Annotated in this window: 26 protein-coding genes and 1 tRNA gene; 12 read left to right on the top strand and 15 right to left on the bottom strand. The window is 50.6% G+C overall.

Going from position 1 to position 23,241, the window contains the following annotated elements; translation table 11 throughout:
- Window positions 1-2: 2 nt before the first annotated feature.
- The 3 genes from PHI12_00845 to rnc all read right to left on the bottom strand — a co-directional run bounded on the left by PHI12_00845 (window position 3) and on the right by rnc (window position 1,335).
- The gene (locus PHI12_00845; GenBank protein ID MDD5509356.1) at window positions 3-290 is read right to left on the bottom strand and encodes an acylphosphatase; all 288 of its coding nucleotides are present in this window, start codon (window positions 288-290) and stop codon (window positions 3-5) included.
- A 93-nt stretch (window positions 291-383) separates the two neighbouring features.
- Window positions 384-527 (bottom strand): hypothetical protein, encoded by a 144-nt coding sequence (locus tag PHI12_00840; protein MDD5509355.1) that lies wholly within the window; start codon window positions 525-527, stop codon window positions 384-386.
- A 97-nt stretch (window positions 528-624) separates the two neighbouring features.
- Window positions 625-1,335, bottom strand: coding sequence for a ribonuclease III (rnc, locus tag PHI12_00835; protein ID MDD5509354.1), 711 nt, complete (start codon window positions 1,333-1,335; stop codon window positions 625-627).
- Window positions 1,336-1,617: 282 nt separating this feature from the next.
- Between rnc and PHI12_00830 the strand changes: the two genes are divergently transcribed.
- Window positions 1,618-1,691: transfer RNA gene (locus PHI12_00830), tRNA-Gln, on the top strand.
- Between the two features lie 9 nt (window positions 1,692-1,700).
- On the opposite strand, the gene rpe is transcribed toward PHI12_00830, so the two are convergent.
- Genes rpe through argJ form a run of 7 tightly spaced genes read right to left on the bottom strand, consistent with a single transcriptional unit; the run spans window position 1,701 to window position 9,190 of the window.
- On the bottom strand, window positions 1,701-2,384 hold the full coding sequence (gene rpe / locus PHI12_00825) for a ribulose-phosphate 3-epimerase (protein MDD5509353.1): 684 nt from the start codon (window positions 2,382-2,384) through the stop codon (window positions 1,701-1,703).
- On the bottom strand, window positions 2,381-3,760 hold the full coding sequence (gene argH, locus PHI12_00820; protein ID MDD5509352.1) for an argininosuccinate lyase: 1,380 nt from the start codon (window positions 3,758-3,760) through the stop codon (window positions 2,381-2,383). Before argH ends, rpe begins: the two co-directional genes overlap by 4 nt.
- Before the next feature lie 60 nt (window positions 3,761-3,820).
- Window positions 3,821-5,017: an argininosuccinate synthase gene (locus tag PHI12_00815; GenBank protein MDD5509351.1), complete on the bottom strand. Its 1,197-nt coding sequence runs from the start codon at window positions 5,015-5,017 to the stop codon at window positions 3,821-3,823.
- A gap of 28 nt (window positions 5,018-5,045) precedes the next feature.
- Window positions 5,046-5,921 (bottom strand): alpha/beta fold hydrolase, encoded by an 876-nt coding sequence (locus tag PHI12_00810; protein MDD5509350.1) that lies wholly within the window; start codon window positions 5,919-5,921, stop codon window positions 5,046-5,048.
- 15 nt (window positions 5,922-5,936) lie between these two features.
- Window positions 5,937-7,136 carry an acetylornithine transaminase gene (locus tag PHI12_00805; protein ID MDD5509349.1) on the bottom strand — a complete coding sequence of 400 codons (1,200 nt, stop codon included), beginning with the start codon at window positions 7,134-7,136 and terminating at the stop codon, window positions 5,937-5,939.
- Window positions 7,137-7,141: 5 nt separating this feature from the next.
- On the bottom strand, window positions 7,142-7,930 hold the full coding sequence (gene argB / locus PHI12_00800) for an acetylglutamate kinase (protein MDD5509348.1): 789 nt from the start codon (window positions 7,928-7,930) through the stop codon (window positions 7,142-7,144).
- 36 nt (window positions 7,931-7,966) lie between these two features.
- Window positions 7,967-9,190 carry a bifunctional glutamate N-acetyltransferase/amino-acid acetyltransferase ArgJ gene (gene argJ / locus PHI12_00795; GenBank protein ID MDD5509347.1) on the bottom strand — a complete coding sequence of 408 codons (1,224 nt, stop codon included), beginning with the start codon at window positions 9,188-9,190 and terminating at the stop codon, window positions 7,967-7,969.
- Between the two features lie 96 nt (window positions 9,191-9,286).
- On the opposite strand from argJ, the gene PHI12_00790 reads away from it, so the two are divergent.
- Entirely contained in the window at window positions 9,287-9,853 is a 567-nt protein-coding gene (locus tag PHI12_00790) for a pyruvate kinase alpha/beta domain-containing protein (GenBank protein MDD5509346.1), read from the top strand.
- Between the two features lie 61 nt (window positions 9,854-9,914).
- Complete coding sequence (locus PHI12_00785; protein MDD5509345.1) at window positions 9,915-10,718, top strand: fumarylacetoacetate hydrolase family protein; 804 nt, start codon at window positions 9,915-9,917, stop codon at window positions 10,716-10,718.
- A 22-nt stretch (window positions 10,719-10,740) separates the two neighbouring features.
- Here the strand turns inward: PHI12_00785 and PHI12_00780 are convergent, their stop codons facing one another.
- The 3 genes from PHI12_00780 to PHI12_00770 form a co-directional block, all read right to left on the bottom strand.
- A complete protein-coding gene (locus tag PHI12_00780) occupies window positions 10,741-11,523 on the bottom strand; it encodes an SDR family oxidoreductase (GenBank protein MDD5509344.1) in 783 nt (260 codons plus the stop codon).
- A 138-nt stretch (window positions 11,524-11,661) separates the two neighbouring features.
- Window positions 11,662-14,253, bottom strand: coding sequence for a DNA mismatch repair protein MutS (gene mutS, locus PHI12_00775; GenBank protein ID MDD5509343.1), 2,592 nt, complete (start codon window positions 14,251-14,253; stop codon window positions 11,662-11,664).
- A 120-nt stretch (window positions 14,254-14,373) separates the two neighbouring features.
- Entirely contained in the window at window positions 14,374-14,829 is a 456-nt protein-coding gene (locus PHI12_00770) for a universal stress protein (GenBank protein ID MDD5509342.1), read from the bottom strand.
- Between the two features lie 175 nt (window positions 14,830-15,004).
- Between PHI12_00770 and PHI12_00765 the strand changes: the two genes are divergently transcribed.
- Window positions 15,005-15,298, top strand: coding sequence for a DUF370 domain-containing protein (locus PHI12_00765; GenBank protein ID MDD5509341.1), 294 nt, complete (start codon window positions 15,005-15,007; stop codon window positions 15,296-15,298).
- Window positions 15,279-15,914, top strand: coding sequence for a guanylate kinase (locus PHI12_00760; GenBank protein MDD5509340.1), 636 nt, complete (start codon window positions 15,279-15,281; stop codon window positions 15,912-15,914). The genes PHI12_00765 and PHI12_00760 overlap by 20 nt, the downstream gene beginning before the upstream one ends.
- 9 nt (window positions 15,915-15,923) lie before the next feature.
- On the opposite strand, the gene PHI12_00755 is transcribed toward PHI12_00760, so the two are convergent.
- Together PHI12_00755 and PHI12_00750 are read right to left on the bottom strand one after the other, a co-directional pair.
- Window positions 15,924-16,919, bottom strand: a complete 996-nt coding sequence (locus tag PHI12_00755; GenBank protein ID MDD5509339.1) for an inorganic phosphate transporter — start codon at window positions 16,917-16,919, stop codon at window positions 15,924-15,926.
- Window positions 16,912-17,541, bottom strand: a complete 630-nt coding sequence (locus PHI12_00750) for a DUF47 family protein (protein MDD5509338.1) — start codon at window positions 17,539-17,541, stop codon at window positions 16,912-16,914. Before PHI12_00750 ends, PHI12_00755 begins: the two co-directional genes overlap by 8 nt.
- A gap of 295 nt (window positions 17,542-17,836) precedes the next feature.
- Here PHI12_00750 and PHI12_00745 point away from each other — a divergent pair, with 295 nt between their 5' ends.
- From PHI12_00745 to PHI12_00715, 7 genes are all read left to right on the top strand, one after another.
- Entirely contained in the window at window positions 17,837-18,010 is a 174-nt protein-coding gene (locus PHI12_00745; protein ID MDD5509337.1) for a hypothetical protein, read from the top strand.
- Between the two features lie 4 nt (window positions 18,011-18,014).
- The gene (gene trkA / locus PHI12_00740) at window positions 18,015-19,379 is read left to right on the top strand and encodes a Trk system potassium transporter TrkA (GenBank protein MDD5509336.1); all 1,365 of its coding nucleotides are present in this window, start codon (window positions 18,015-18,017) and stop codon (window positions 19,377-19,379) included.
- Between the two features lie 9 nt (window positions 19,380-19,388).
- Window positions 19,389-20,843, top strand: coding sequence for a TrkH family potassium uptake protein (locus PHI12_00735; GenBank protein ID MDD5509335.1), 1,455 nt, complete (start codon window positions 19,389-19,391; stop codon window positions 20,841-20,843).
- A 90-nt stretch (window positions 20,844-20,933) separates the two neighbouring features.
- Complete coding sequence (locus tag PHI12_00730; protein ID MDD5509334.1) at window positions 20,934-21,377, top strand: universal stress protein; 444 nt, start codon at window positions 20,934-20,936, stop codon at window positions 21,375-21,377.
- A gap of 17 nt (window positions 21,378-21,394) precedes the next feature.
- Window positions 21,395-21,793: a TrkA family potassium uptake protein gene (locus PHI12_00725; protein MDD5509333.1), complete on the top strand. Its 399-nt coding sequence runs from the start codon at window positions 21,395-21,397 to the stop codon at window positions 21,791-21,793.
- 9 nt (window positions 21,794-21,802) lie between these two features.
- Entirely contained in the window at window positions 21,803-22,465 is a 663-nt protein-coding gene (locus PHI12_00720; GenBank protein ID MDD5509332.1) for a TrkA family potassium uptake protein, read from the top strand.
- A gap of 265 nt (window positions 22,466-22,730) precedes the next feature.
- Complete coding sequence (locus PHI12_00715) at window positions 22,731-23,234, top strand: helix-hairpin-helix domain-containing protein (protein MDD5509331.1); 504 nt, start codon at window positions 22,731-22,733, stop codon at window positions 23,232-23,234.
- Window positions 23,235-23,241: the final 7 nt, after the last annotated feature.

The raw sequence follows: 23,241 nt of genomic DNA, 5'->3' as shown, positions 1-23,241 counted from the left end.
GGCTAGTGTTTGATGCTAAAGCTCGGGTAAACCCCGGTATAAGATGACCATCTGGTGACTATTTCGGTTACTCTTGCTGCCGTTGGCCCTATCTCAAGCCGGCTGACAAGCTTTTCCAGATGGTCTTTTTTCCCTTCTGCGATGACTTCTACCCCGGCATGTTGGGTCAGGTTACGCACATAGCCGGTCAGTTCCAGTTCTATCGCACACCTTAAAGTAAAGTCACGGAAGAAGACACCCTGGACATGGCCATATACAGTCACCTGGACCGAGGCTAAATCGCTGACCATATACTCTCCACTTTCTAACAGGATCCGGTAGACCTGATGCCCGAGGGTATGCTATCAGTTTGGCTGGAATGCCGGCTATGGAACCCGAGTCTACTATTCCTCTGCCTCCTCTTTCTTTCCCTTTTTGATTACTTCCACTACTGTTGAAGCCGGCAGTACCTCAGTGTCAGCCAATATCTTCCTGGTTTCCTTCTTGGCTTTTTTAGGTTCCCTTTGTCGGTAGTCTCGTTTTCCCATAGCAGCACCTCTGTTTGAATATTAGACAGGATATGCTCCTTGCATTGAAGTTTAGCAAAGGGGGGCCATTGTGTAAAGTGTCTGGAGTTTGCCCGGACTAAGTGGATTGTGGCGGCGGTTGGCCGAGCAGTTTGTCAAGCGCGTAACGGGCTGCCTCGGTTTCGGCCAGCTTCTTGCTTTTGCCGGTGCCGTTGCTCAGGATGGTGTTGCCGCTTCGTACCTCGACGGTGAAGCTATGGTTGTGGGCTGGCCCCTCTGTCCTGGTGACATAGTAGACAGGCGTCTCGCCTCCTCTCTCCTGGATGAATTTCTGGAGTCGTGACTTATAGTTGATTTCAATGCCCTGGTTGATCACTCTATGCAGCTCTGTTTGAAACAATCTAAGAGTGCATTCTCGGGCGGCGGCGAAACCCTGGTCAAGGAAGACAGCCGCTATTATTGCTTCCAGTGCTCCGGCGAGGTTGGTTGTTTTGTCTCTTCCCCCGTTTGCTTCTTCTCCCCTGCCCAGTTGGAGGTGGGCTCCGATCCCGATGGCCCTGGCTACCCGCGCCAGGGTATCTCCTCTAACCAGTGCGGCGCGAAGGTCGGTCAATTCACCTTCGCTGGCGTCAGGGACGCTCCGGTACAGCTTCTCGGCGATTATCAGCCCCAGGACGGCATCGCCGAGAAATTCCGGTCTCTCGTTAGATTTTGGTGCCCGTGCGGGGTTTTCATTGACAAATGAGCTATGAACCAGTGCCTGCTCAAGGAGCTGAGCGTTATTAAAGGAAATGCCCAGGGTTTTCTCCAGAGTGGTTGGGTCAGCCAAAATACCCCTCCCCTTTCTGCGCCGGTTCGTTTACTCGGCATAAAGATGAACTATCATTATGTCAAACTAATTCTCGTTGACCAGGCTCTCACCGGTTCCGTTCGGCATGTTTCTTTACCTAGAGAAAAAAGAAAATGTAGAAAGCATAAAACCCGTAGAAGAGGTAGAGCTTCGGGTTACGAAATTTCACACCGAGCAGACCCAGGAATCCAAGATAACCTAAATAGCCCAGATTGTTCATTTTTGACTTATCACATTCCAGCCGCTATAATTTTAGCACGCTGGGGAATAGTCTAGTGGTAGGACAGCGGACTCTGGATCCGTGAGCGAAGGTTCGAATCCTTCTTCCCCAGCCAATCCAAACCTCATATCAAGCTCTGGTTGATGCTGGTTCGTATCGCTGCCAGGGATTCCTTAATCTCTCCTGGCGAGTTAAACACTGCTGCTCCGGCTACCAATACCACTGCCCCTGCTTTCACTACCCTGGGGGCTGTCTCGACATTGATACCCCCATCCACCTCCAGTTCTGCCGTTAATTCTCTACGGTCAAGCTCGTTCCGCAGGCGGGCTATCTTATCCAGCGTACCTTTGATTAAGGTCTGTCCACCGAAGCCGGGGTTAACCGTCATCACCAGAACCAGGTCGATCTCAGGAAGAATTTCGTCAAGCATATCCAGCGGTGTAGCCGGGTTAAGAGATACCCCGGCTCTAACCCCCAGTCCCTTAACTGTTTCTACGATACGGTGGATATGGGGGCAGGTCTCAATGTGAACCGTGATAATGTCCGCTCCGGCGTCGGCGAAGTGCTTAATCTGCCGCTCGGGTGCCTCGATCATGAGATGAACGTCCAGGGGGAGTTTGGTCCAGGGGCGGATAGCAGCTACCACCGGAGCCCCGATGGTCAGATTAGGTACGAAGTGCCCGTCCATTACGTCAACATGGATATAATCGGCCCCGGCAGCGGAGGCTTCGGCTACCTGTTCACCAAGGCGGCCGAAATCGGCGGAGAGGATAGACGGAGCAAGCTTGACTTTAGGAATGTCTTTCAATACTCGGCCTCGTTCAGTATCTTTTTAGCGATGGCCAGTGCCTGCTCCACCTGTTCCGGGGCGGTACCGCCGATGACATCCCTGGCTGTCAGAGAAGACATGATGCTAATAGAGCGGACATCTTCTTCAAACAGCGGCGAAAACTCCTTGTATTCGTTTAAGTCAAGCTCACTGAAGGACTTACCCTTTCTCTCTGCATAGCCCACCAGTCCGGCTACTATACCGTGCGCCGAGCGGAAAGATTCCCCTTTCCTGACCAGGTAGTCAGCCAGGTCGGTCGCCAGGATATAGCCACGCTTAAGTGCCCGTTCGGTATCTTTCGCACTGGTCTTAATAGCACTGATCATACCGGTAAATACCTTAAGGGTGGATAGCAGCGTATCGATGGTATCGAAAAGACCCTCCTTATCCTCCTGCAAGTCCCTGTTGTAGGACAGGGGCAGTGCCTTCATAGTGACCAGCATGGCAGTAAGCCGGCCATACACCCGTCCCGTCTTCCCTCTGGCCAGTTCAGCAATATCCGGATTCTTCTTTTGCGGCATTATACTAGAACCGGTAGCATAAGCCTCATCAAGTTCGATGAAGCCAAACTCATGGGAAGACCACAGAACAATTTCCTCCGCCAGACGGGAAAGGTGCATCATACAAAGGCTGGCTGCCGATTCATAGTCCAGGACAAAGTCCCGGTCCGAAACAGCATCCATACTGTTCTGACTTATCCGGCTGAAACCCAGCTCACGGGCCAAAAAATGGCGGTCCACATTATAGGTTACGCCGGCGACAGCGCCGCTCCCCAGAGGCATAACATCAACCCGCCTGAGACAGTCGCGAAACCGGTCGTTATCCCGCTGAAGCATCTCAAAATAGGCCAGCAGGTGATGTGCTAACAGCACCGGCTGCGCCGGTTGTAAATGAGTATACCCCGGCATCACTATGCTCTTATTGGCTTCGGCCAGTCCGACTATCGCCTGCTGCAAATCCTTCAGGCTGTCCAGGGTCTCTGAGAGTTTTTCCCTGGTGAAGAGACGCAGGTCGAGGGCTACCTGGTCATTTCGCGACCGGGCCGTGTGCAGTTTCCTGCCCACTTCGCCTATCTTCTCGATGAGACGGGATTCAATATTCATATGAATATCTTCAAGTTCGGTCTTGAATTGGAATTTGCCTTGCTCTATCTCCTCCCGGATAGCATCAAGGCCTTCCGTAATAGCCTCAGCCTCTCTTTCCGAGATTATCTGCTGGCGGGCCAGCATCCTGGCATGAGCAATGCTGCCGGCAATATCCTGCGGGTACAATCGCCAATCAAAATGGGTAGAGACGGTATACTCTGCTACCAGCTTATTGGCCGCTTTACGAAAACGGCTCCGAATAAGACTCATTTCTCTCCCCCCTGTTTGAATCTATATCTATAATGTTAACCGATACCGGTAATCATCCGGCTATTTGGTATCCTGTACCTGTGCCTGAGTCCTGGCCGGAAGTCCCCAGAGGTGGATAAAACCGACGGCGGCACTGTGGTCAAACTCGTCACCTTTATCATAGGTGGCCAAACTATGCTTATATAGCGAGAACGGGGACTTTCGCCCGACCACGCGGCAGCACCCTTTGAACAGCTTCAATCTCACCGTGCCGCTGACAAAACGCTGGGAAGACCGGATATAGGCATCTAAGTCCTGGCGTAGTGCCGTAAACCAAAGACCGTTATAGATAAGGTCGGCATAGTCCTGAGCTACCCTCTGTTTGAAGCGCAATTGGTCCCGGGATAGCGTCATTACTTCCAGAGCGAGGTGTGCCTGAAGCAGTACTACCGCGGCCGGTGCTTCGTATACTTCTCTTGATTTTATCCCTACCAGCCGGCTCTCCACATGGTCGATCCGGCCGATACCATGTCCCCCGGCCACTTCGTTCAATCGGTTGACCAGGCTGACGCCATCCATCTTCTTACCATCCATGGCGACCGGAATACCACTTTCAAAACCAATCTCGACATAGTCCGCCACATCGGGGGCTGCATCGGGTGATTTTGTCCAGGTAAATGCCTCCTCGGGGGGCTCGGCCCAGGGGTCATCAAGTACACCGCACTCGATAGCTTTACCCCAGAGGCTTTCATCGATTGAGTAGGGACTGGCTACGGTGATGGGCACCGGTATACCGTGACTTTGAGCATAGCTAATGGTCTGCTGGCGGGTCATCCCCCATTCCCGGGCCGGGGCAATTATCTTGAGCTCCGGTGCCAGAGCGTTAAAGCTTACATCGAATCTTACCTGGTCATTTCCCTTACCGGTACAGCCATGGGCCACTGCCTGGGCGTTTTCCTCCCGTGCCACTTCTACCAGCAGCTTGGCCATCAGAGGACGGGCTAGAGCCGTAGCCAGGGGATACTGCCCTTCATAAATGGCGTTAGCCTGCAATGCAGGGAAAACATAGTCGCTGATGTATGATTTCTTAGCATCTATTACCGATACCTTGATAGCGCCGATGTCAAGCGCTTTCTGTCGAATTAGTGAAAAGTCCCGCTCATTGCCGACGTCAATGCAGACAGCGATCACGTCCAGATCGTATTTCTCCTTGAGCCATCTGATGGCTACCGATGTATCCAACCCGCCGCTATAAGCCAATACTACTTTGCCCGACATCATAAACCTCCATTATAAAGTAGTGAAATCAACCCCGCTCCAGAAATGCTAGTACCTCTTCATTAAACTGGGCGGCTTTCTCGATATGGGGGCAATGGCCGCACTCGTTGAATACCTTCAGGCTGCTTTTGGGAATGAGACGATAAGCCTTTTGAGATAGATTGACAGGGTGGATCCTATCCTGCTCACAATGGATGAACAGAGTAGGTGATTTGATCAGGTGTAGTTTGTCTATCATGACTACCTCAGGCTTAAGGCCGTTAACGCCTACCCAGTTATGCATAATGTTCAGCATCACCCGACTTGCCTCTTTCATCTGCATAAACCGATAGCTCATTCCGGCTATCTCACGGGCGACGAAATCCGGATTATAGAATTCCATCCTTACCCTGTGCTCCAGGGCAGACCTCACCGCAGGTTCCGTGCTGTCGACGCTACCCATTACCGGCATACTGCACAGATTATGAAGCAGGGATATATCGTTACTCAAACCGAAGCAGGATTCCAGGACAAGCTTATCAACTTTCTCCGGAAAGCTTGCGGCAACACTTGCGGCAATGGCGCCGCCGAAAGAGTGTCCGATGATATTGGCATGGTTAATCCCGAAATTGTCCATAAAACCGATCACAAAGTCAGTAAAAAAAGAAACCTTGTAATCGAGGTATGGCTTGTCAGACAGGCCGTGCCCGGGCAGGTCCATGGCATATACCCGGCAGTGTTCACTCAAGAAGTGGAAATTGAAGTCCCAGGTTTCCAGGAATTCTCCGAAGCCATGAAGCAACAGAAGAGGAGGACCATCGCCACTCACTGAGCAGCGAATATTCATACCGCCCACGGTAACATACTGCTCGCTGCCGTAACCTCTTCCCTCTTCTATCTCGTTGATGATCTTATCGATGTCCATAGGACAGCTCCGCTCTTAAGCAATACGACCGGCCAGTACCTGCTCCAGGATGCCCAGCGCTTCATCAACCTCACTTTTACCGATGATTAGAGGAGGCATAAAACGCAGTGTGTTTGGCTTCAACCGGTTGACCAACAGCCCCTTGTCAAGACAGGCCATCAGCACCGGCTGGGCAATATCACTGTTAAACTCCATGGCTAATAGTAGCCCACGCCCACGAACATTAGTAATAAAGGAAAACTTCTGCTTCAGCTTCTCCAGTCCGGACGCCAGATAGTTCCCCGTCTCCCTGACGTTTCCGGCGACATCATTTTCGATAATGAACTTCAGTGTCGCGTACCCGGCGGCACACGCCACCGGATTGCCGCCAAAGGTAGAGCCATGCTCTCCAGGACTGAATACGGATACCCTATCCTTGGCCAGTGTGGCTCCGATGGGGATACCACTGGCCAGCCCCTTGGCTAGTGTCATTATATCAGGTTCGATGCCAAACTGCTCATAGGCAAAAAGCGTCCCCAGTCGGGCCACCCCTGTCTGGACTTCATCCAGAATGAGAAGAATGCCCTGCTTATCACACCATGCCCGCACCTCAGTCAGGTAATCCTTATCGGGCATATTTACTCCACCTTCACCCTGCACCAGTTCCAGCATCACAGCGCAAGTCTTTTCCTTAGTAGCCGCTTTTATCGCTTCGATGTCATTATACTCCACATGAGTGAAACCATCCGGTAGGGGGAGGTAGGGTTGCTGGTGCTTTTCCTGGCCGGTAGCAGCCACCATGGCCAGTGTACGGCCATGAAACGAGCTGCTGGCGGTAATTACTTCATAGGCCCCGTCTCGGTATCGTTTCCCGTAGCGCCGGGCCAGTTTCACCGCGCCTTCATTAGCCTCGGCTCCGCTATTGCTGAAGAAGACCCTGTCCAGGCAACTATACTGAACGAGGATCTCCGCCAGTTGTACCTGGGGAATAGTATAGAACTGGTTCGAGGTATGGATGAGTGTCTGTACCTGTTCAATCACTGCTTTGGTTACTGCCGGGTGACAGTGTCCCAGGCTGTCAACTGCCCAACCGGCGACAAAATCGAGGTACTTCCGGCCGTTCTCATCCCAGACCCATGCCCCTTTCCCCTTGATCAGGGTCAGGGGTGTCCGTTCCACGGTATGCATAAAGTACCTGTTTTCAAGCTCCTGCCAGTGGCTCATTCCAGTATTCATATTAACTAAATAACCTTTATCGTGGTGCTGCTACTACCACCGTTGATTTGCTTGAGCAGAGCGTGCGGCTTTCTGCCATCCATAATAATACAGGTAGTCGAACTATTGGATAAAGCCTTCAAGCAGGCTTTAATCTTGGGAATCATTCCTCCTGAAGCTACACCTGAAGTCAGTAAAGCCTCGGCTTCATGCGGTGACAGCGCCGGGATAAATCTGCCCGAACTGTCGCTGATACCGGCAACATCGGTGAGAAAGATAAGCCTTTCCGCACCAATGGCAGCAGAAATTTCACCGGCTACGGTATCGCCATTAACATTAAGCATTAACGGGGTATCATCCGGTCTGTCAAACGAGTGTAGACTGAGAGGGGAGACCACCGGGACGAATCCAGAATCAAGCAGGGCATCCAGGAGATCTGTGTTTACCCTGACCACGTTACCGACGTACCCCATCTCTTTATTCCTGATTCTGCCCTGGATTAGTGCTCCGTCGATACCGCTGATACCGACTGCCTTTCCACCCTGGCTATTAATTGCAGCGACAATTTCCTTATTGACCAGGCCGCCGAGCACGGCAGCTACCATTTTGAGGGCTGTTTCATCGGTTACTCGTTCGCCGCGGATAAAACTGGTGGTCACTCCCTGTTGCTTCAGCCAATCGGTTACCACATTAGCACCACCATGCACGATAACCAATGATATGCCCTGTTTCTGAAGCTCAACGATATCAGTCAGGGCGGTATCATGGCTACCTAAGGTAGACCCGCCAATCTTTATTACGGTAACTCTGCTCAATAGACACCCCTTATTTCTGTCTTGAGTAACTAAAACTCAAGTCGTGTATTCGCTGTTAATGGCGACATATTCCTTGGACAGGTCACAACCCCAGGCAGTGGTTTCAGCTCTACCCAGGTTAAGATCCAGGTTTATCACTACCTCACTGTTGCCCATTATTCTTGCTACTTCCGCTTCATCAAAGGATACCGGGCAGCCTGCTTTTACCAGGCAGATATTCCCGATAGATAGGCCGATCCTCGATTCTACTATCTCAACGCCGCTACGACCGGCCGCGGCCAGGATTCTGCCCCAGTTAGGGTCTTTGCCGTGTACCGCTGTCTTCACTAGAGACGATGTTGCTATTGTCTTGGCTACCTGTCTGGCGTCGGCAATGCTGGCCGCCCCGCTAACATTGATTTCAATAAGCCGGTTTGCTCCCTCACCATCGCGGGCGATGCTCTTTGCCAGGTGGATACAGATTCGGTTAAGGGCTTCTTGAAAAATCTCGGAATGGTAATCCCCTGGCGAAATGGTGCTTGTGACGTCCGCCATTCCGTCAGACATAATCAGTGCCATATCGTTGGTGCTGGTGTCCCCATCAATAGAAACCATATTAAAAGAAACGTCAGCCGCTTTTTGCAGAGCGTGTTTGAGGAATTCCGGCTCTACGGCAGCATCGGTAGTCAAAAAACAAAGGAAAGTAGCCAGGTTGGGGTGAAGCATTCCCGAGCCCTTGACCGCACCACCGATAACAAAATTACCGTTGTCACTGCTGACCGCTACTGCTGCTTCCTTGGGAACGGTATCGGTAGTCATTATCGCCCGTGCCAGATCATGCCCGCCGTCTCTGGAGACCTTAATGCGCTTGATGCCAGCTTTGATAAGGTCCATCGGTAGTCGTCTGCCGATTACGCCGGTACTGGCAACCAAAACAGTATCCGGGGATACCCCGAGATTCCGGGCGGCCAAATCTGCCATCTCGACGGCATCTCTAATACCTTCCTCACCAACACAGGCATTGGCACAACCGCTGTTTACTACTACCGCCCCTACTTTGCCTGACTGTAGACGCTGCCGGGATAGCACCACCGGGGCTGCCTTGACCCTGTTAGTAGTGAATAGAGCCGCTCCGGTGCAGGAACGTTCCGCAGAGAGAATAGCCAGATCGAGGATACCTTTTACCTTCTTCTTTTTCAGTCCGGCATAGGTAGCCCCGGCCAGGAAGCCTTGGGGCGTGGTAACCGTACCCGATGTTATGAAAGAAATTTCACCGTCCACCAGATAAATATACCATAGTCGATATAGTCAGGCAACGGGGATGTGATAGAATAACAGGGTAACTGCGGCACATTAGAAGGGGGGTACAACCGGGTAATGGAATTAAGGACCGTATATTTTGAACATCCCGGTAGCGAGACTACCGAGGCGACTCTCCGTATCGCTCGCAAGCGAGCGGAGGAGCTGGATATTAAGAAAATTCTGGTAGCATCGACAAGCGGCGCTACTGCGGTAAGGGCTATTGATGTCATCACGGGGGTGGAGGTTATCATAGTCAGCCACGTTACCGGACTGCGGGAAGCCGAAAGTCAGGAATTCAAGGAAGAGAACAGGCGGATCATTGAGAGTAAGAAAGGTGTCATACTGACTACGGCCCATGCCTTCGGCGGGCTGAGTGCCGCGATGCGTAATAAGTATAATACCTATGTCCTGGGGATGATAATCGCCGATACTCTGCGCGTCTTTGGGCAGGGAGTGAAGGTTGCCTGTGAAATAGCCCTGATGGCGGCTGATAGCGGCTTGGTACGTACCGATGAGGATGTTATCTCTATCGGCGGCACAGGTCATGGCGCCGATACTGCCATCTTGTTAAGGCCGGTGAATTCCCATAATTTCTTCAACCTTAAGGTCAAGGAAATCCTCTGCAAGCCGCACCTGTCCTAAATCGGCTTATTATGCTGTATTCGGCAATTGCCGGGAGAGTCTTTGCCGGTACTGGAGGGGTTTGAAATCCAAAAGAAAGGTTGGTAAACTCAACGTTAAAATGAAAATCATCCGTTTTGCTACCGGCAGGAAGCCTGAATACGGAATACTGGAAGAGAAGGTTATCCAAGCTGTCGCTGGTAATCCTTATGACGGTTTGGAGCCGTCTGACCGCTACTATAACATTGATGATGTCCGACTTCTGGCACCCTGCTCGCCATCCAAGGTAGTGGCAATAGGGCTTAACTACTACAGCCACGCCCGGGAGCTGGTAATGCCCGTCCCGGCTAACCCGCTGCTTTTTATGAAGCCGTCGACATCAGTAATCGGTCCCGAGGGTAAAATCATCTACCCTCGTTCTTCAAAGAGGGTTGATTACGAAGGGGAACTCGGCGTAGTGATGAAAGCCGTAGCAAGTCAAGTAGCGGCGGCAAAGGCCCTGGAATATGTATTGGGTTATACCTGTTTTAACGATGTCACCGCGCGTGATCTTCAAAAACAGGACGGGCAGTGGACCCGGGCTAAAGGTTTTGATACCTTTGCTGCTGTTGGTCCCTGCATCGAGACCGAGCTTGATCCCGGCAATATCTGCATTGAGACCTATCTTAACGGTCAGTCAAAGCAAAGAGGCAGTACCAGCGATTTAATTTTCTCCGTCCCGGAGTTGGTGAGCTTTATATCCGGTATTATGACCCTGCTACCCGGGGATGTTATTGCCACCGGTACTCCCAGCGGCATCGGGCCGATGAGCCCCGGTGACGTGATAGAGATACGTATAGCCGAGATTGGGATCCTGAGAAACTACGTAGTCGAAAGCGTAGACTAGGCCCGGTTTTCGTTGCTACAGGTTACTTTGCCGCGATACCGCCATCGATGATAAAGTCTGCCCCGGTAACGAATTTAGATTCATCGGAAGCGAGATAAAGGACAGCATAGGCGATGTCCATCGGTTCCCCGACATGACCTATGGGGCAGTATTTCTCGGCTAGCTGTGCCATGTACTGTGCGCTGGTCAGTCCGTAGTCTCTGGCCTCCCCGTCAAGCATCGGGGTGTAGATGTAGCCCGGGTAGATGGCATTGACCCTGATGTTATACCCGGCTTCACAACAGTGAATCGCTGCCGTTTTGGTAATGCTCCTCACTGCACCCTTAGCGGCATTATAGGCGAAAAAGTCAGGCTCGTTGATATGGATCTCAACGGATGATATGTTCACTATCGAGCACGGTTCGCCACTATCCTTCATCGTCTCAATTCCGTATTTAGTCCCCAGGAAGACTCCGGTCGAATTAATGTCCATTACCGCATTCCAATCGGACAGGGAGGTTTCTTCAACATTCTTCACCACGGAAATCCCGGCATTATTGACGATAATATTGAGCTTACCGTATTTCTTAACTACTTCGTTCATTACCCTTTTCCAATCATCCTCTTTCGATACATCAAGCTGAAGAAAAGTGGCCTCTCCGCCTTCCTTTCTTATCTCTTCAACCACCGCCTGTCCTTGCTCCACCTTCTTCCTGGTCGTAATGATAACACTGGCTCCCTCCTTAGCCAGCAAACGGGCATCAGCTTCTCCGAGGCCGGTGGCACCGCCGGTTACCAGGGCAACCTTATCATCTACTCTTCCCATCTTCTCATGTCCCTTTCTATATTTTCAGTTTATTAATTACTATAACATTATGCACTAATACCAGGCAGCACCGGATAGCTGTCAAATTACCGCTGCCGCCTTCCCGGAGCCTATCTATTTGGGTAATAGTCTGCCGCGCTACCCATCCCTCGCCTTCTTCTGCAATTCGTAGAGCTTGTTGATTGCCTCCAGCGGTGTCAGGGAGTTTATGTCAAGTCTTTCCAGTTCTTCTGCCACCGGCGATTTTGGCCCGAAGAACGATGTCTGCCGGGCTGTCTCTTTCTTTCGCCCTAGTCTTTCTCGTGCTGTTGTCTCCTTGCTGTTGCCTTCTTCCATTTCCTTCAGTATCTCATTAGCCCGCTGCACTACCGGCTTGGGCAAGCCGGCCAGTTGTGCAACATGGATGCCATAGCTTTTGTCAACCCCACCCGGTACAATCTTGTATAAGAAGACCACCCTGCCGCCTTCTTCGGTTACCGCTACGTTGAAGTTTTTTACCCTGGGTAGAACACTGGCTAATTCCACCAGTTCATGGTAATGGGTGGCGAAGATGGTTTTGGCTCCCAACCGGGAATTATTATGGATATACTCACAAACCGCCCGGGCAATCGAAAGTCCATCATAGGTACTGGTACCACGCCCGATTTCATCCAGAATAATCAACGAGCGCTGTGTGGCGTTATTAAGGATGTTGGCTGTCTCCACCATTTCTACCATAAAGGTTGACTGACCGGCGGCGATATCTTCTCCGGCGCCGATGCGGGTAAATATACGGTCAACCAGACCGATGGTAGCGGATTCGGCAGGAATAAAGCTTCCTATCTGCGCTAACAGAACGCTTAAGGCAACCTGTCTCAAATAGGTTGACTTACCGGACATGTTGGGTCCGGTAAGGACGATAAGCTGGTTATCACTATTGGAGAGATAGGTATCATTTGGTACAAAGCTGTTTGTCGATACTCCTCTCTCTACTACCGGGTGACGTCCCCCCTTAATAACTATTTCACTGTCCATGGTCAACCTTGGTCGGACATAACTGTGATTTACTGCCACCTCGGCCAGGCTGGAGAAGACATCGAGATTAGCCAGGACACTGGCGACGGCTAGAATACGCTCGCTGGCTGTAGATACCTGGCAGCATATTCGGCGAAAGATACCCGCTTCAAGTTCACCAATCCTGTCACGGGCATTCAGAATCAGGGACTCGTACTCCTTTAGTTCGGGCGTGAAAAAACGCTCACCACCGACCAGGGTCTGCTTTCTAATGTAACTCTGTGGCACCTGACCGAGGTTAGCCTTAGAGACCTCAATGTAGTAGCCAAAAACCCTATTGAATCCGACCTTGAGCGACTTGATCCCGGTCTTCTCCCGTTCTTGGTGCTCTAGATTAGCCAGATACTGCTTGGCATTCTTAGCTACCAGACGCAGGCTATCCAGTTCCTCGGAGAACCCTCTTCGCACTACGCCTCCGGCGCTTAAGGAAGATGGTGGTAGATCTTCTATTGCCTCTGTAATTAAATCAATAACATCCTGGCGGGGCCTGAGCTCTTTTCTGAGCAATCCGATGGCGCTATCTTCATTATCAGCATCGATTACTTCGATCAGCTTGGGGATAATCTCCAGACCTTGCTTCAGGCTGATTAACTCACGGGGAGTAGCTACATCACTCCTGATCCGGTTAATCAACCGTTCCAGGTCAACCACCTTATCGAGCCAGGAAGTTGTCTGATTGCGAATCAATGTGTTATCGAAGAACCAGTTTATTATGTCTTGCCTCTTAGTTAGTTCTGTTATGTCAAGTAAAGGCTGCCCTAACCAGCGCTTTAACAGTCGGCTCCCCATCGGTGTTCTGGTCAGGTCGATCACCGAGAGCAGAGAGCCATCGGTTCGCTGCTCTCGGCCAGAGTGAAACAGCTCCAGATTTTTCTGGGTCTGTGCATCGAGTGCCATGAACGAATCTGTCGAATAGGTAGTAAGCCGGGTTAGCTGTCCCAGAACTCCCTTCTGCGTTTCCCGAATGTAACTAATAATGGCGCCGGCAGCTCTCACTGCCAGGGGGAGGTGACTGCATCCATAGCCGTCAAGAGAGGCTACTCCAAAGTGCTTGAGTAATGTTTGTCGGGCCTCATTGATTTCAAACCAATAATCTTCAAGGCGGCTTAACGGGAATGATAGTTCCAGATCGGATAACTGAGAACTGTTCGCTGTAATAATCTCTGAAGCCTTGAGTCGCTCCAGTTCGGCGTTAACCCGATCAAGAGGTGTCTGGGTGACCGCAAAATCACTGGTGGTGATATCAACGTAGGCAATACCCGCTGCTTCATCATCCAGAACAAGGCTAACCAGATAGTTATTGGTTCGGCTATTGAGAAGGCCTGGTTCAATGACTGTTCCCGGTGTTACCACCCGCACCACATTACGTTCAACAATGCCTTTACTCTCACCGGGTTTGGTAACCTGCTCACATATAGCAACCTTATAGCCACGATTAATAAGCCTCGCCAGATAATTATCCAGGGCGTGATGAGGAATACCGGCCATGGGTATCCGGTGCCCCTTACCCATCTCCCTTGAAGTCAGGACAATATCCAGCTCACGGGAGGTAAGCTCGGCGTCGCTGTCAAAGGTCTCATAGAAATCTCCCAGCCGGAAGAGGACAATAGCCTGGGGGTAATCGTGCTTTATCTTTAGGTACTGCCGCCGGATAGGAGTTAGTTCTTCTTTTGCCATCAAAATCTATTCTACTAGAATTTTCGATGAAAAAGAAGGGTGATTTTGCCTCTCTTAACCTATTTTACCCGGCTTACTTTTCCGGTCAGGAAGATGAATTGAATATGACCCGAAGGACATTTATTTCTTGGTGTACTCGGGTTTTCTCACCAGGATAGGTAACTCCGAATGCCTCAGTACAAAGTCTGCTACGCTACCAAAGACCAGCCGCCCCAAGCCGCTCTGCCCATGGGTACCCATAGCGATAAGGTCTATATCATTCTGGGCAGCATAGCTGACAATAGTCTTACCGGGGTCTCCGGGTAGAGTGACGCACTCCACGTGAAGCCGTTTCCTGCGCAGTCTCCTTGCCACACGTTTTAGATATTCTCCGGCTACTTCCTCGTCTCTCTGGATCCTTTCCAGCGGGGTGGCGTGGTAGTAACCGATTAACGGCTGGACAACAGCACCCGGTGGAATAGTCACCGCGAGAAGCACAACCTTACTGCCAGAAAGCTGGGCTACCTCGGCAGCATAGGGTAAAATCTGCTCCGCAAGATCGGAGCCGTTGAGACAAACCAGAATTTTTTTAAACATTGAGCCTCCTTTATCGAAAGCCGATCCCGCCGGGGTTAATTCTGTTTAACGGGTGATTATGCTATGGTATTGTAAAGGTGAAGCTATGTCAAGAACAGTTGCGTAATCGTCGGTAAAAGTGTAAGATATTAAGCACTATAGAGATATAAACTACTTAATTTCTGAGGTGTTTACAATGATTATGGAGCCGGTTCATATTGGGTTTGGCAATATCATAGCCATGAACAGAGTTATTGCCATAGTTTCGCCGAACTCAGCACCTACCAAACGTACTGTTCAGGAAGGTAGAAACAAGGGGCTACTGATTGATATGACCAACGGCAGGAGAACTAAGGCCGTCATCATCACCGATAACGGACATATTATTCTGGCAGCCCTGGCTCCGGAAACCATTGCTGGTCGGCTACAAGCCAGTCGAGAAAACCCTGCGCTAAAGCTAGATCCGGGCGATGAAAAATGTGAGCCGTGAAAATCAGCCTCCTTTTGATCCGCAAGCAAAACCTTTACTGATAGTCCTTTCCGGTCCGTCAGGTGTAGGCAAAGATGCTCTTCTGAGCAGGATAAGACAGTCCGGCTATCCCCTGCAGTATGTCACCACGGTGACTACACGATGTAAGCGGTCTAACGAAAGAGATAATGAGCACTATCACTTCGTCTCCCCGGGAGAATTTCAGGAAATGATCAAGAAAGAAGAATTACTGGAGTGGGCTAATGTTTACGGGAACTGGTACGGGGTGCCTCGGGGACCGGTTCAAAAAGCCTTGGGGAACGGGCAGGATACAATAGTAAAGGTTGATATCCAGGGAGCAGCAACCATCAAAAAAATCCTGCCGGGGGCAGTATCTATCATCATTATACCGCCGTCTATTGAAGAGCTTGTCAGCCGGCTGGATCGACGCAGCACGGAAACTCCATTTGATCTGGCCCTGCGTGTAAAAACTGCTCGCGGAGAGGTAAAACAGCTATCTCAGTTTGATTATGTGGTGGTAAACAAAGAGGGCGCGGTTGACCTGGCTGTATCTGAGATCAAAGCAATCATTACTGCGGAAAAGTGCCGAGTAAAAAAGCGTGAGATTATCCTGTAGGTCAGTTGGTTAGAATAACGGCTGCATTAGCTTGGCGACTAAATAACCCAGCCCGCCGCAGACGGGAAAGGTGATGACCCAGGCAGCGACAATGCGGCGTGCTACCCCCCAACGTACTGCCGAGAGTCTCTTTGTAGCTCCGACACCCATGATAGCCGCACTGTTACAGTGGGTGGTACTTACCGGGATACCCAGCTGCGAAGCCGCCTCAATTACTCCTGCCGCGGCAATATTAGCCGTAAAGGCATGAATTGGCTCCAGAGCAGTAACCTTCATTCCTACTGTCTTGATAACCCGCCATCCGCCGGTTAGTGTCCCTATACTGATAGCGGCGGCTGATACCCCTATTACCCACCAGGGAATATTGTCCCACAGTCCGGTCTGCCCGGTATGAATTACCAGAGCCATCGTGATGATGCCAATTGGCATTTGGCCGTCATTCTTACCGTGACTATAAGCAAGAAAGGCGGTAGTAAGCCACTGCAAACGGCTGAAGACAGTTCGTAGTTTGGCCGGAGCGCTACGGCGGAATATCCATAGTAGAGCGACCATTAGGCCAAACCCGCCGGCAAAGCCCAGAGCGGGGGCAGCCGCTACCGAGACCAGAATCCGTTGCATAACACTCCATACCACTGCCGTGCTGCCGGCTACGGCTACTCCAGCAGCAGCCAGGCCGGCAATAAATCCATGGGTAAGACTTATCGGTACGCCATGGTAGGTAGCAATAGCCCCCCAGATAACGATGGCAATCAGGGCGGCAATTACCGGCAGGTAGGAATTCATTGCCTCCGGTACTAGAATCCCCTTGCCGATGGTCTTGGCAACTGCCGTGCCGGAAGCGGCACCAGCCATATTAAAACAGGCAGCCACTATGATGGCATTTCGGGGGGAAAGAGCACGGGAACCAACTGAAGCAGCTACGGCATTGGCGGCATCATTAAAACCGTTAACCACACCAAAACCGAGTGCCAGAGCAATAATCAGGATCAGAAACGGATCAGGCATGCTTAAGGGCTACCCCTTCAAGGACGTTAGCCACATCCTCGCACCGGTCGGTTGCTGTTTCCATGTATTCGTATATCTCACGCCATTTGATGACCTGAGCGATGTCTATGTTATCATCAAAAAGTTCGGCCATCGCCGAGCGGAATATCCGGTCGGCGACGTTCTCCAAACGGTTAATCTCCACACACCGCTCAAGCACCTGCTTCAACTCGGCACGACGCCTCAGTTTAGGCAACACCTTCTCTACCTCAATCGATGCCTGGACGATGACGTCGGCCAGTTCCTTAGCCCTTTGTGTAGGACAATCTATTTTATAAATAAGGATGGCATCGGCCGCCGAGTCAATGAAGTCAGTCACGTCATCCAGAGCATGGGCCAGTAGTGCTATATCCTCTCTGTCAAACGGGGTAACGAAGGTGCGGTGTAGCTGAGCCATAATCTGATGGGTAATAGTGTCGCCCTGGTGTTCGAGCTCGGCTATCTCAGCCGCGCTTTTCACGAAATCACCACAGTTATCCATCATGTTATGCAGCTCCTCGGCTGCCTTGACCATATTCCGGGCGCTCTGCTCAAAAAGTCCAAAAAAACTCTCTTCTTTAGGTATAAAGGGGAACCTGACCATTAATATTTCTCCTCCGTGGACAAAGAACGTATAAATAACTTCATTTGAATGATGACTATGATTAGGATGCCAAAAGCCTAGGCACAAAATATGTACTTTGAGTTTAGATGAGGACTGTGTAATTGTCAAGCGGTGGTCTTGTTGACAGAAGTCAGGTGAGTGGGTAAAATTCTCCGAACCGTGGGAAAATAATTCAAGTGGGATGGTAGAGAGCAGGGGACTCACTTGACCATTTCCTAAATCGGTGCCATTATTATGGCTGTGATTTAGAAGCCTGGATCAGAGATGGAGGCCAATGGATACCAAAGGTACGCTACGGAGCGACAAAGAAGATTTTGTTGAGGAATTACCCACCATTCGTCCCGGTGATCGGGTACTGCGCAGGCGGAAAAAGTCTCAAGGAAAATGGAACGCTATCTCGCAAAGTATTTCAAGATTCTTGAGATTGCCTGCCAGTAAGAAGGGTTGAATAGATGTACATTATTATAGCCGGCGCCGGAGTAGTTGGTTTCAACATAGCCTCCTTGCTTGTCCAGGAAAACCACCAGGTAGCGGTAATAGATCGGTCTGAGAAGGCGATAGAGAACGTCCGCCGTCAGCTCGATGTGGCAACCATTCTGGACAATGCGGCAGTACCCAAGACCATAATAGAGGCTGAGATTCATCGAGCCGACTTAATCATTGCTGTCACCGATAGCGATGAAACCAACATGATAATCTGCCTTATTGCTAAGGAGCTGGGTGCCCGTATGACGATCGCCCGGGTTCGTAGCCCCGAATATTCAAGCTATTTTATCAGCCCGGCCACTGATCCCTCTGCCCCCAGAAAGGTGATCCGGCCGAAGACCTTCGGGGTAGACCTCTTTATCAACCCGGTGGTTGAAGCCTCTAAAGAAATAATTGATATACTCTCCAGTTTTTATCCCTCGCCGGTGGATAACTTTGCCAATGGTATCGTTCAGATAAGGGAATTCAGAACGGAAAAGGGGATGGCAATAGACAAACCATTAAACAAGATCACCTTTCCCAGGCCGTGTGTGATAGCCGCTATTCTTCGTGCTGAAGGTATCTTTATCCCGGCCGCTGATGAAATCATCAAAGAGGGTGACCGCGTTTACCTGATTGCTGCTGCTGAGTTTATGGATGAGTTAGGGGAGATGTTTGTCCAACCAAAGCGTCCGGCCAGTAGTGTGGTTATCCTGGGTGGAGGTCGTGTCGGATGCCTTGTTGCCGAAGGGCTGCGCGAACGTAGGGTCCCTGTCAAAATTATTGAGAAGAACGAAGACCGGAGCCAGGAGATTGCTGGCAGACTGGAGGGAACGGCAGTAGTCCAGGGTGATGGTACTGACCGGGATTTCCTTATCGAACAGGGAGTCCCACTAGCCGATGCCTTTGTTGCCAGTACCGAAAGCGACGAAGTGAATATCCTTTCCGGATTGTTAGCTAAGAGCCTGGGAATCTCACGTAATCTAGTGCTGGTCAATAATCCATGGAATATTCCTCTGGCTGAAGCGGTTGGTGTTGATGTGGCAGCGTCGCCGCCTTTACTGACAGCACGTAGAATCGCCCGCTTCGCACTTCACGGCGGGGCCATTTCGGTAGCCATGCTCGGTGGCGAGCAGGTACAGGCTATTGAGTTTGTGACCGGCCCGACAGCACCGATAGCCCAACGAAGTATTAAAGAAGCAGGCCTGCCTAAGGGAGCAATCTGTGGAGCTGTTGTTCGCAACAATACCGTAATCATTCCGCCTGATGACAGCACGGTACAACCGGGTGACCACCTTATTGTAATATCACCGCTTGCGCTCATCCCGGCTGTGGAAAAGTTATTCACCTAAACAATAGATATGAGAGTTAGGGTTGTTCTCCACTATCTAGGACTGCTGATAATAGGGCTCGGTATAGCCATGCTCTTTCCTACGGGTTGGAGTGGCTACTACGGTGAACCGGTGTCCCAGTCATTTGCCATTTCAGCAGGCATCACCGCTTGCTCAGGTCTACTGCTCTGGCGTTTGACTCCGGGTGGTGGGGGGAGATTCAGCCGACGGGAAGCGCTACTCTTCGTCACCTGCGGGTGGCTGCTAGCTTCAGCCTTCAGCGCGATACCTTATCAACTGGCCGGAGTTTTTCCTGGCTATCTTGACGCTTATTTTGAGGCTATGTCAGGCTATACCACTACCGGAGCTACCGTCCTTAGCTCTATTGAAAGCCAACCCCAAGGTATTCTCCTGTGGCGCAACTTCACTCAGTGGCTGGGGGGAATGGGAATAATAACACTATTTGTTGCCTTATTCCCTCTGTTCGGCATAGGAGCTGCTCACATGGTCGAAGCTGAAATACCGGGGCCTCAGGCAGAAAAGTTGACCGCCCGCATCCAGGATACGGTAAAGTCGCTATGGTACCTCTACGTTGGCTTCTCAATTGTGGAGTTCATGCTGCTCTGGCAGGCGGGGAATATATCCGCATTCGACGCTATAACGATTACCTTCGGTACAATGCCCACCGGAGGTTTTGCCGCCAGAAGCCTGAGCATCGGTGCCTATAACAGCGTAATCGTGGAAAGCATCGTTATTACCTTTATGATAATCGCCGGAGTTAATTTCGGACTACACTATCTATGCTTGTGGAAACGTCAACCCGGGCGTCTTTTCGTTAACCCGGAATTCAGATTTTACATCGGTTTGCTTGTCGGCGCTTCCATTCTTATTGCTTTGAATTTAATAAACAGCATGGGGATGTCTGCCGGTAGTGCCTTTAGACATAGCGTCTTTCAGGTTGTTTCAGTCATGACGACAACTGGTTTCAGTACCGTTAATTTTAACAGCTGGCCGGCATTCGCCAAGGCGACTCTGCTTGTTCTGATGATAGTCGGTGCCTCGGCCGGCTCAACGGGAGGAGCGCTGAAGGTGAGCAGGATACTGGTATTGTTGAAGTATACATATCGCCGGATTGCACTCGCCTTTAATCCCCAGGCGGTCATCCCTCTAAAGGTGGGGAATACCGTGCTGTCGGAGCAGGTTGTCTCCGGTGTCATCGGTATGACCGTTCTGTACTTTACTACCATGATTGTCAGCTTTTTGATAATGAGTTCTTTCGGGCTTAGCCAGATAACCGCCCTGTCTTCTGTTATTGCTACCCTGGGGAACGTTGGCCCCGGCCTGGGCATGGTAGGACCGGTGCTGGACTACGCCTTCGTTCCTGCTGCCGGGAAGGTTACCCTGATAGTATGCATGCTGGCAGGGCGTCTTGAGCTGCTCACGGTGTTTGCTCTCTTTGCTCCATCGTTTTGGCAGTGGCGCTAGCTAATATGAAGTTTTAGCTGGTGAATTGCAGTATGGTTGTAGTATCTTGACCGGGGGAGTATAATTATCGGTGCTCAGTAACAAGGTGAGATGGAAGTAATTAGATTTAGCCAAATTCTGTTACCTGTAATTGGCAGTCAGGCCGATGAAGAAGCAATTCTGTTCGCTTGTAGATTGGGTAAGCAGGACAAGTGCCAGGTCCGTGTTATTTATGTTATCACGCTGAAACGTGACCTGCCGCTGGACGCCGAGATCAAACCCGAAATTCAGAAAGCTGAAGAGATACTGAACCGCGTAGAGAGAATTGCTGCGGAGCATAATTACAAGATCGATACCGAGGTGCTCCAGGCCCGTGAAGTTGGGCCGGCCATTGTTAATGAAGCCGTTGGCTGTGAGGTTGATCTGATCGTGATGGGTTTTGCCTACAAGAGGCGCTTCGGAGAGTTTAGCCTGGGTGAAGTTGTTCCTTACGTGCTTGAAAATGCCCCCTGTCGCGTCATACTATATCATCTGGGTCCTATCTCAAATACCTAACTAAAGGGATTTGGTTTATGAAAGTAGTAATTATGGGTTGCGGTCGGGTTGGAGCTAGACTGGCCGGACTGCTGGATGGTGATGGACATTCAGTAACTATTCTGGATACGGATACCTATAGTTTTCGGAGGCTGCCCCCAAATTTCAAAGGCAACGCCTTGGTAGGTAATGGTCTTGATCAAGAAGTTCTTAAAAGATCGGGCATAGAGGATGCGGATGCCTTCGTTGCCACTACCCAGGGTGATAATCGTAATATTATGGCGTCTCAAATCGCCAAGAATATATTCAATGTGCCCAAAGTGGTCAGCCGTATTTATGATCCCCTGCGCCAGGAGTTGTACAGTACCATGGGGCTCGAGACCATCAGCCCGACCACAATATTTGCCCAGATATTGAGAGAAAGGGTGGAAAGCTGAAGCGGAAATATGTATATCATAGTCATCGGTGGTGGTAGAGTAGGTTATTATCTGACTAAAGCTTTATTGAGCGAAGGCCATGAGGTAGTCATTATTGAAAAGGATGCCGGGGTATGCAAAATCATTAACGATGAGCTGGGTGGCGTTTGCATTCGTGGCGACGGCTGCGAAGCGGCAACTCTGGCTGAGCAAGGCACCAGCCGGGCTGACATACTTATTGCAGTAACCGGGGACGATGAAGATAACCTGGTTGCCTGCCAGGTTGCCAAATACAGGTTCAATGTTGTTCGAACCATAGCCCGAATTAGAAATCCCCAGAACGAAATTGTCTTTAGAAAACTGGGGATTGACATTACGGTAGACAGTACCAACGTTATTCTGGAGCACATCAAGGGAGAACTGCCAACATACCCTCTGACACATCTGAAGGACCTCGGCGAGGTGGGTCTGGAGATTGTGGAAATCAGAATTCTGCCCAATTCGAAAGCAGTCGGTAAGAAGGTAAAGGAGCTTCCCCTGCCACCGGGAAGCAGGCTGTCTCTAATTATCCACCAGTCACAAAAGCCTCACATTCCTTCTGCTGACACAACAATCAGGGATGGGGACAGGATAATAGCAATCACTACTCCGGAGCAGGAAGAAGCGCTGCGTACCGTACTCAGCAGTACTTAAAGTACTTAAATGTAAGCGGGATGGTAGTTCCCCTCTATCCATTCATACCCCCACTTCTTCACTTTCCCCGGATAGCCTTCAGCAGGAGGCTTTCTATCAATAAGGCAGCGGATTATTGGCTTTAGTTCGTGTAATCGCGTTTGACATCGTCCGGGTTCCTATTATACTGTTGCCCTAACCATCCGGATGCCAATTATACTTGGTAGATTCCCCTGCATTTATGGCTATCTATATTGTTATGTAAATCAGGACCGGGAGGGCTGATATGGAAAACAGACGCTGGACGCCACTTGCCATTTCGCTACTGGCTATTGTTGTCACGGCGGGTATCTTAGTCTGGTCACGATATAGCGGTAAGCAGGCTACGGAGATTATCATCTCCAGCCCTCCCCCCGCAGAGCAAATAGGAGAGGTCTATATCGGCGGAGCGGTTAAAAACCCCGGGTTGTACCCGTTAAGAGCCGACGATAGCATAGCGATACTGGTTCAGGCTGCCGGGGATACGAATACCGGAATTGAATGTGATAACATCAGCCTCTATATTGCTGAGGCAGGGGAGAAAGACTCTCCACAAAAGGTTGACATTAACCGGGCTGAAGCATGGTTGCTTGAGGCTTTACCCGGGATTGGTAGTGATAGAGCTAATGCTATCGTAGACTATCGTAACCAGCATGGCCCCTTCCGCAATACCGGTGAACTGACTAAGGTAAGCGGTATCGAGACTAGTATCTTCCGGCAGATTGAGCCACTGGTTGCTGTAGTCGAATAAATCCAGG

Source organism: Dehalococcoidales bacterium (genome assembly GCA_028716225.1).
GTDB lineage: Bacteria > Chloroflexota > Dehalococcoidia > Dehalococcoidales > UBA5760 > UBA5760.
Note: the sequence above shows the minus strand (reverse complement) of the source record. Positions and strands in the feature narration are given on the sequence as shown.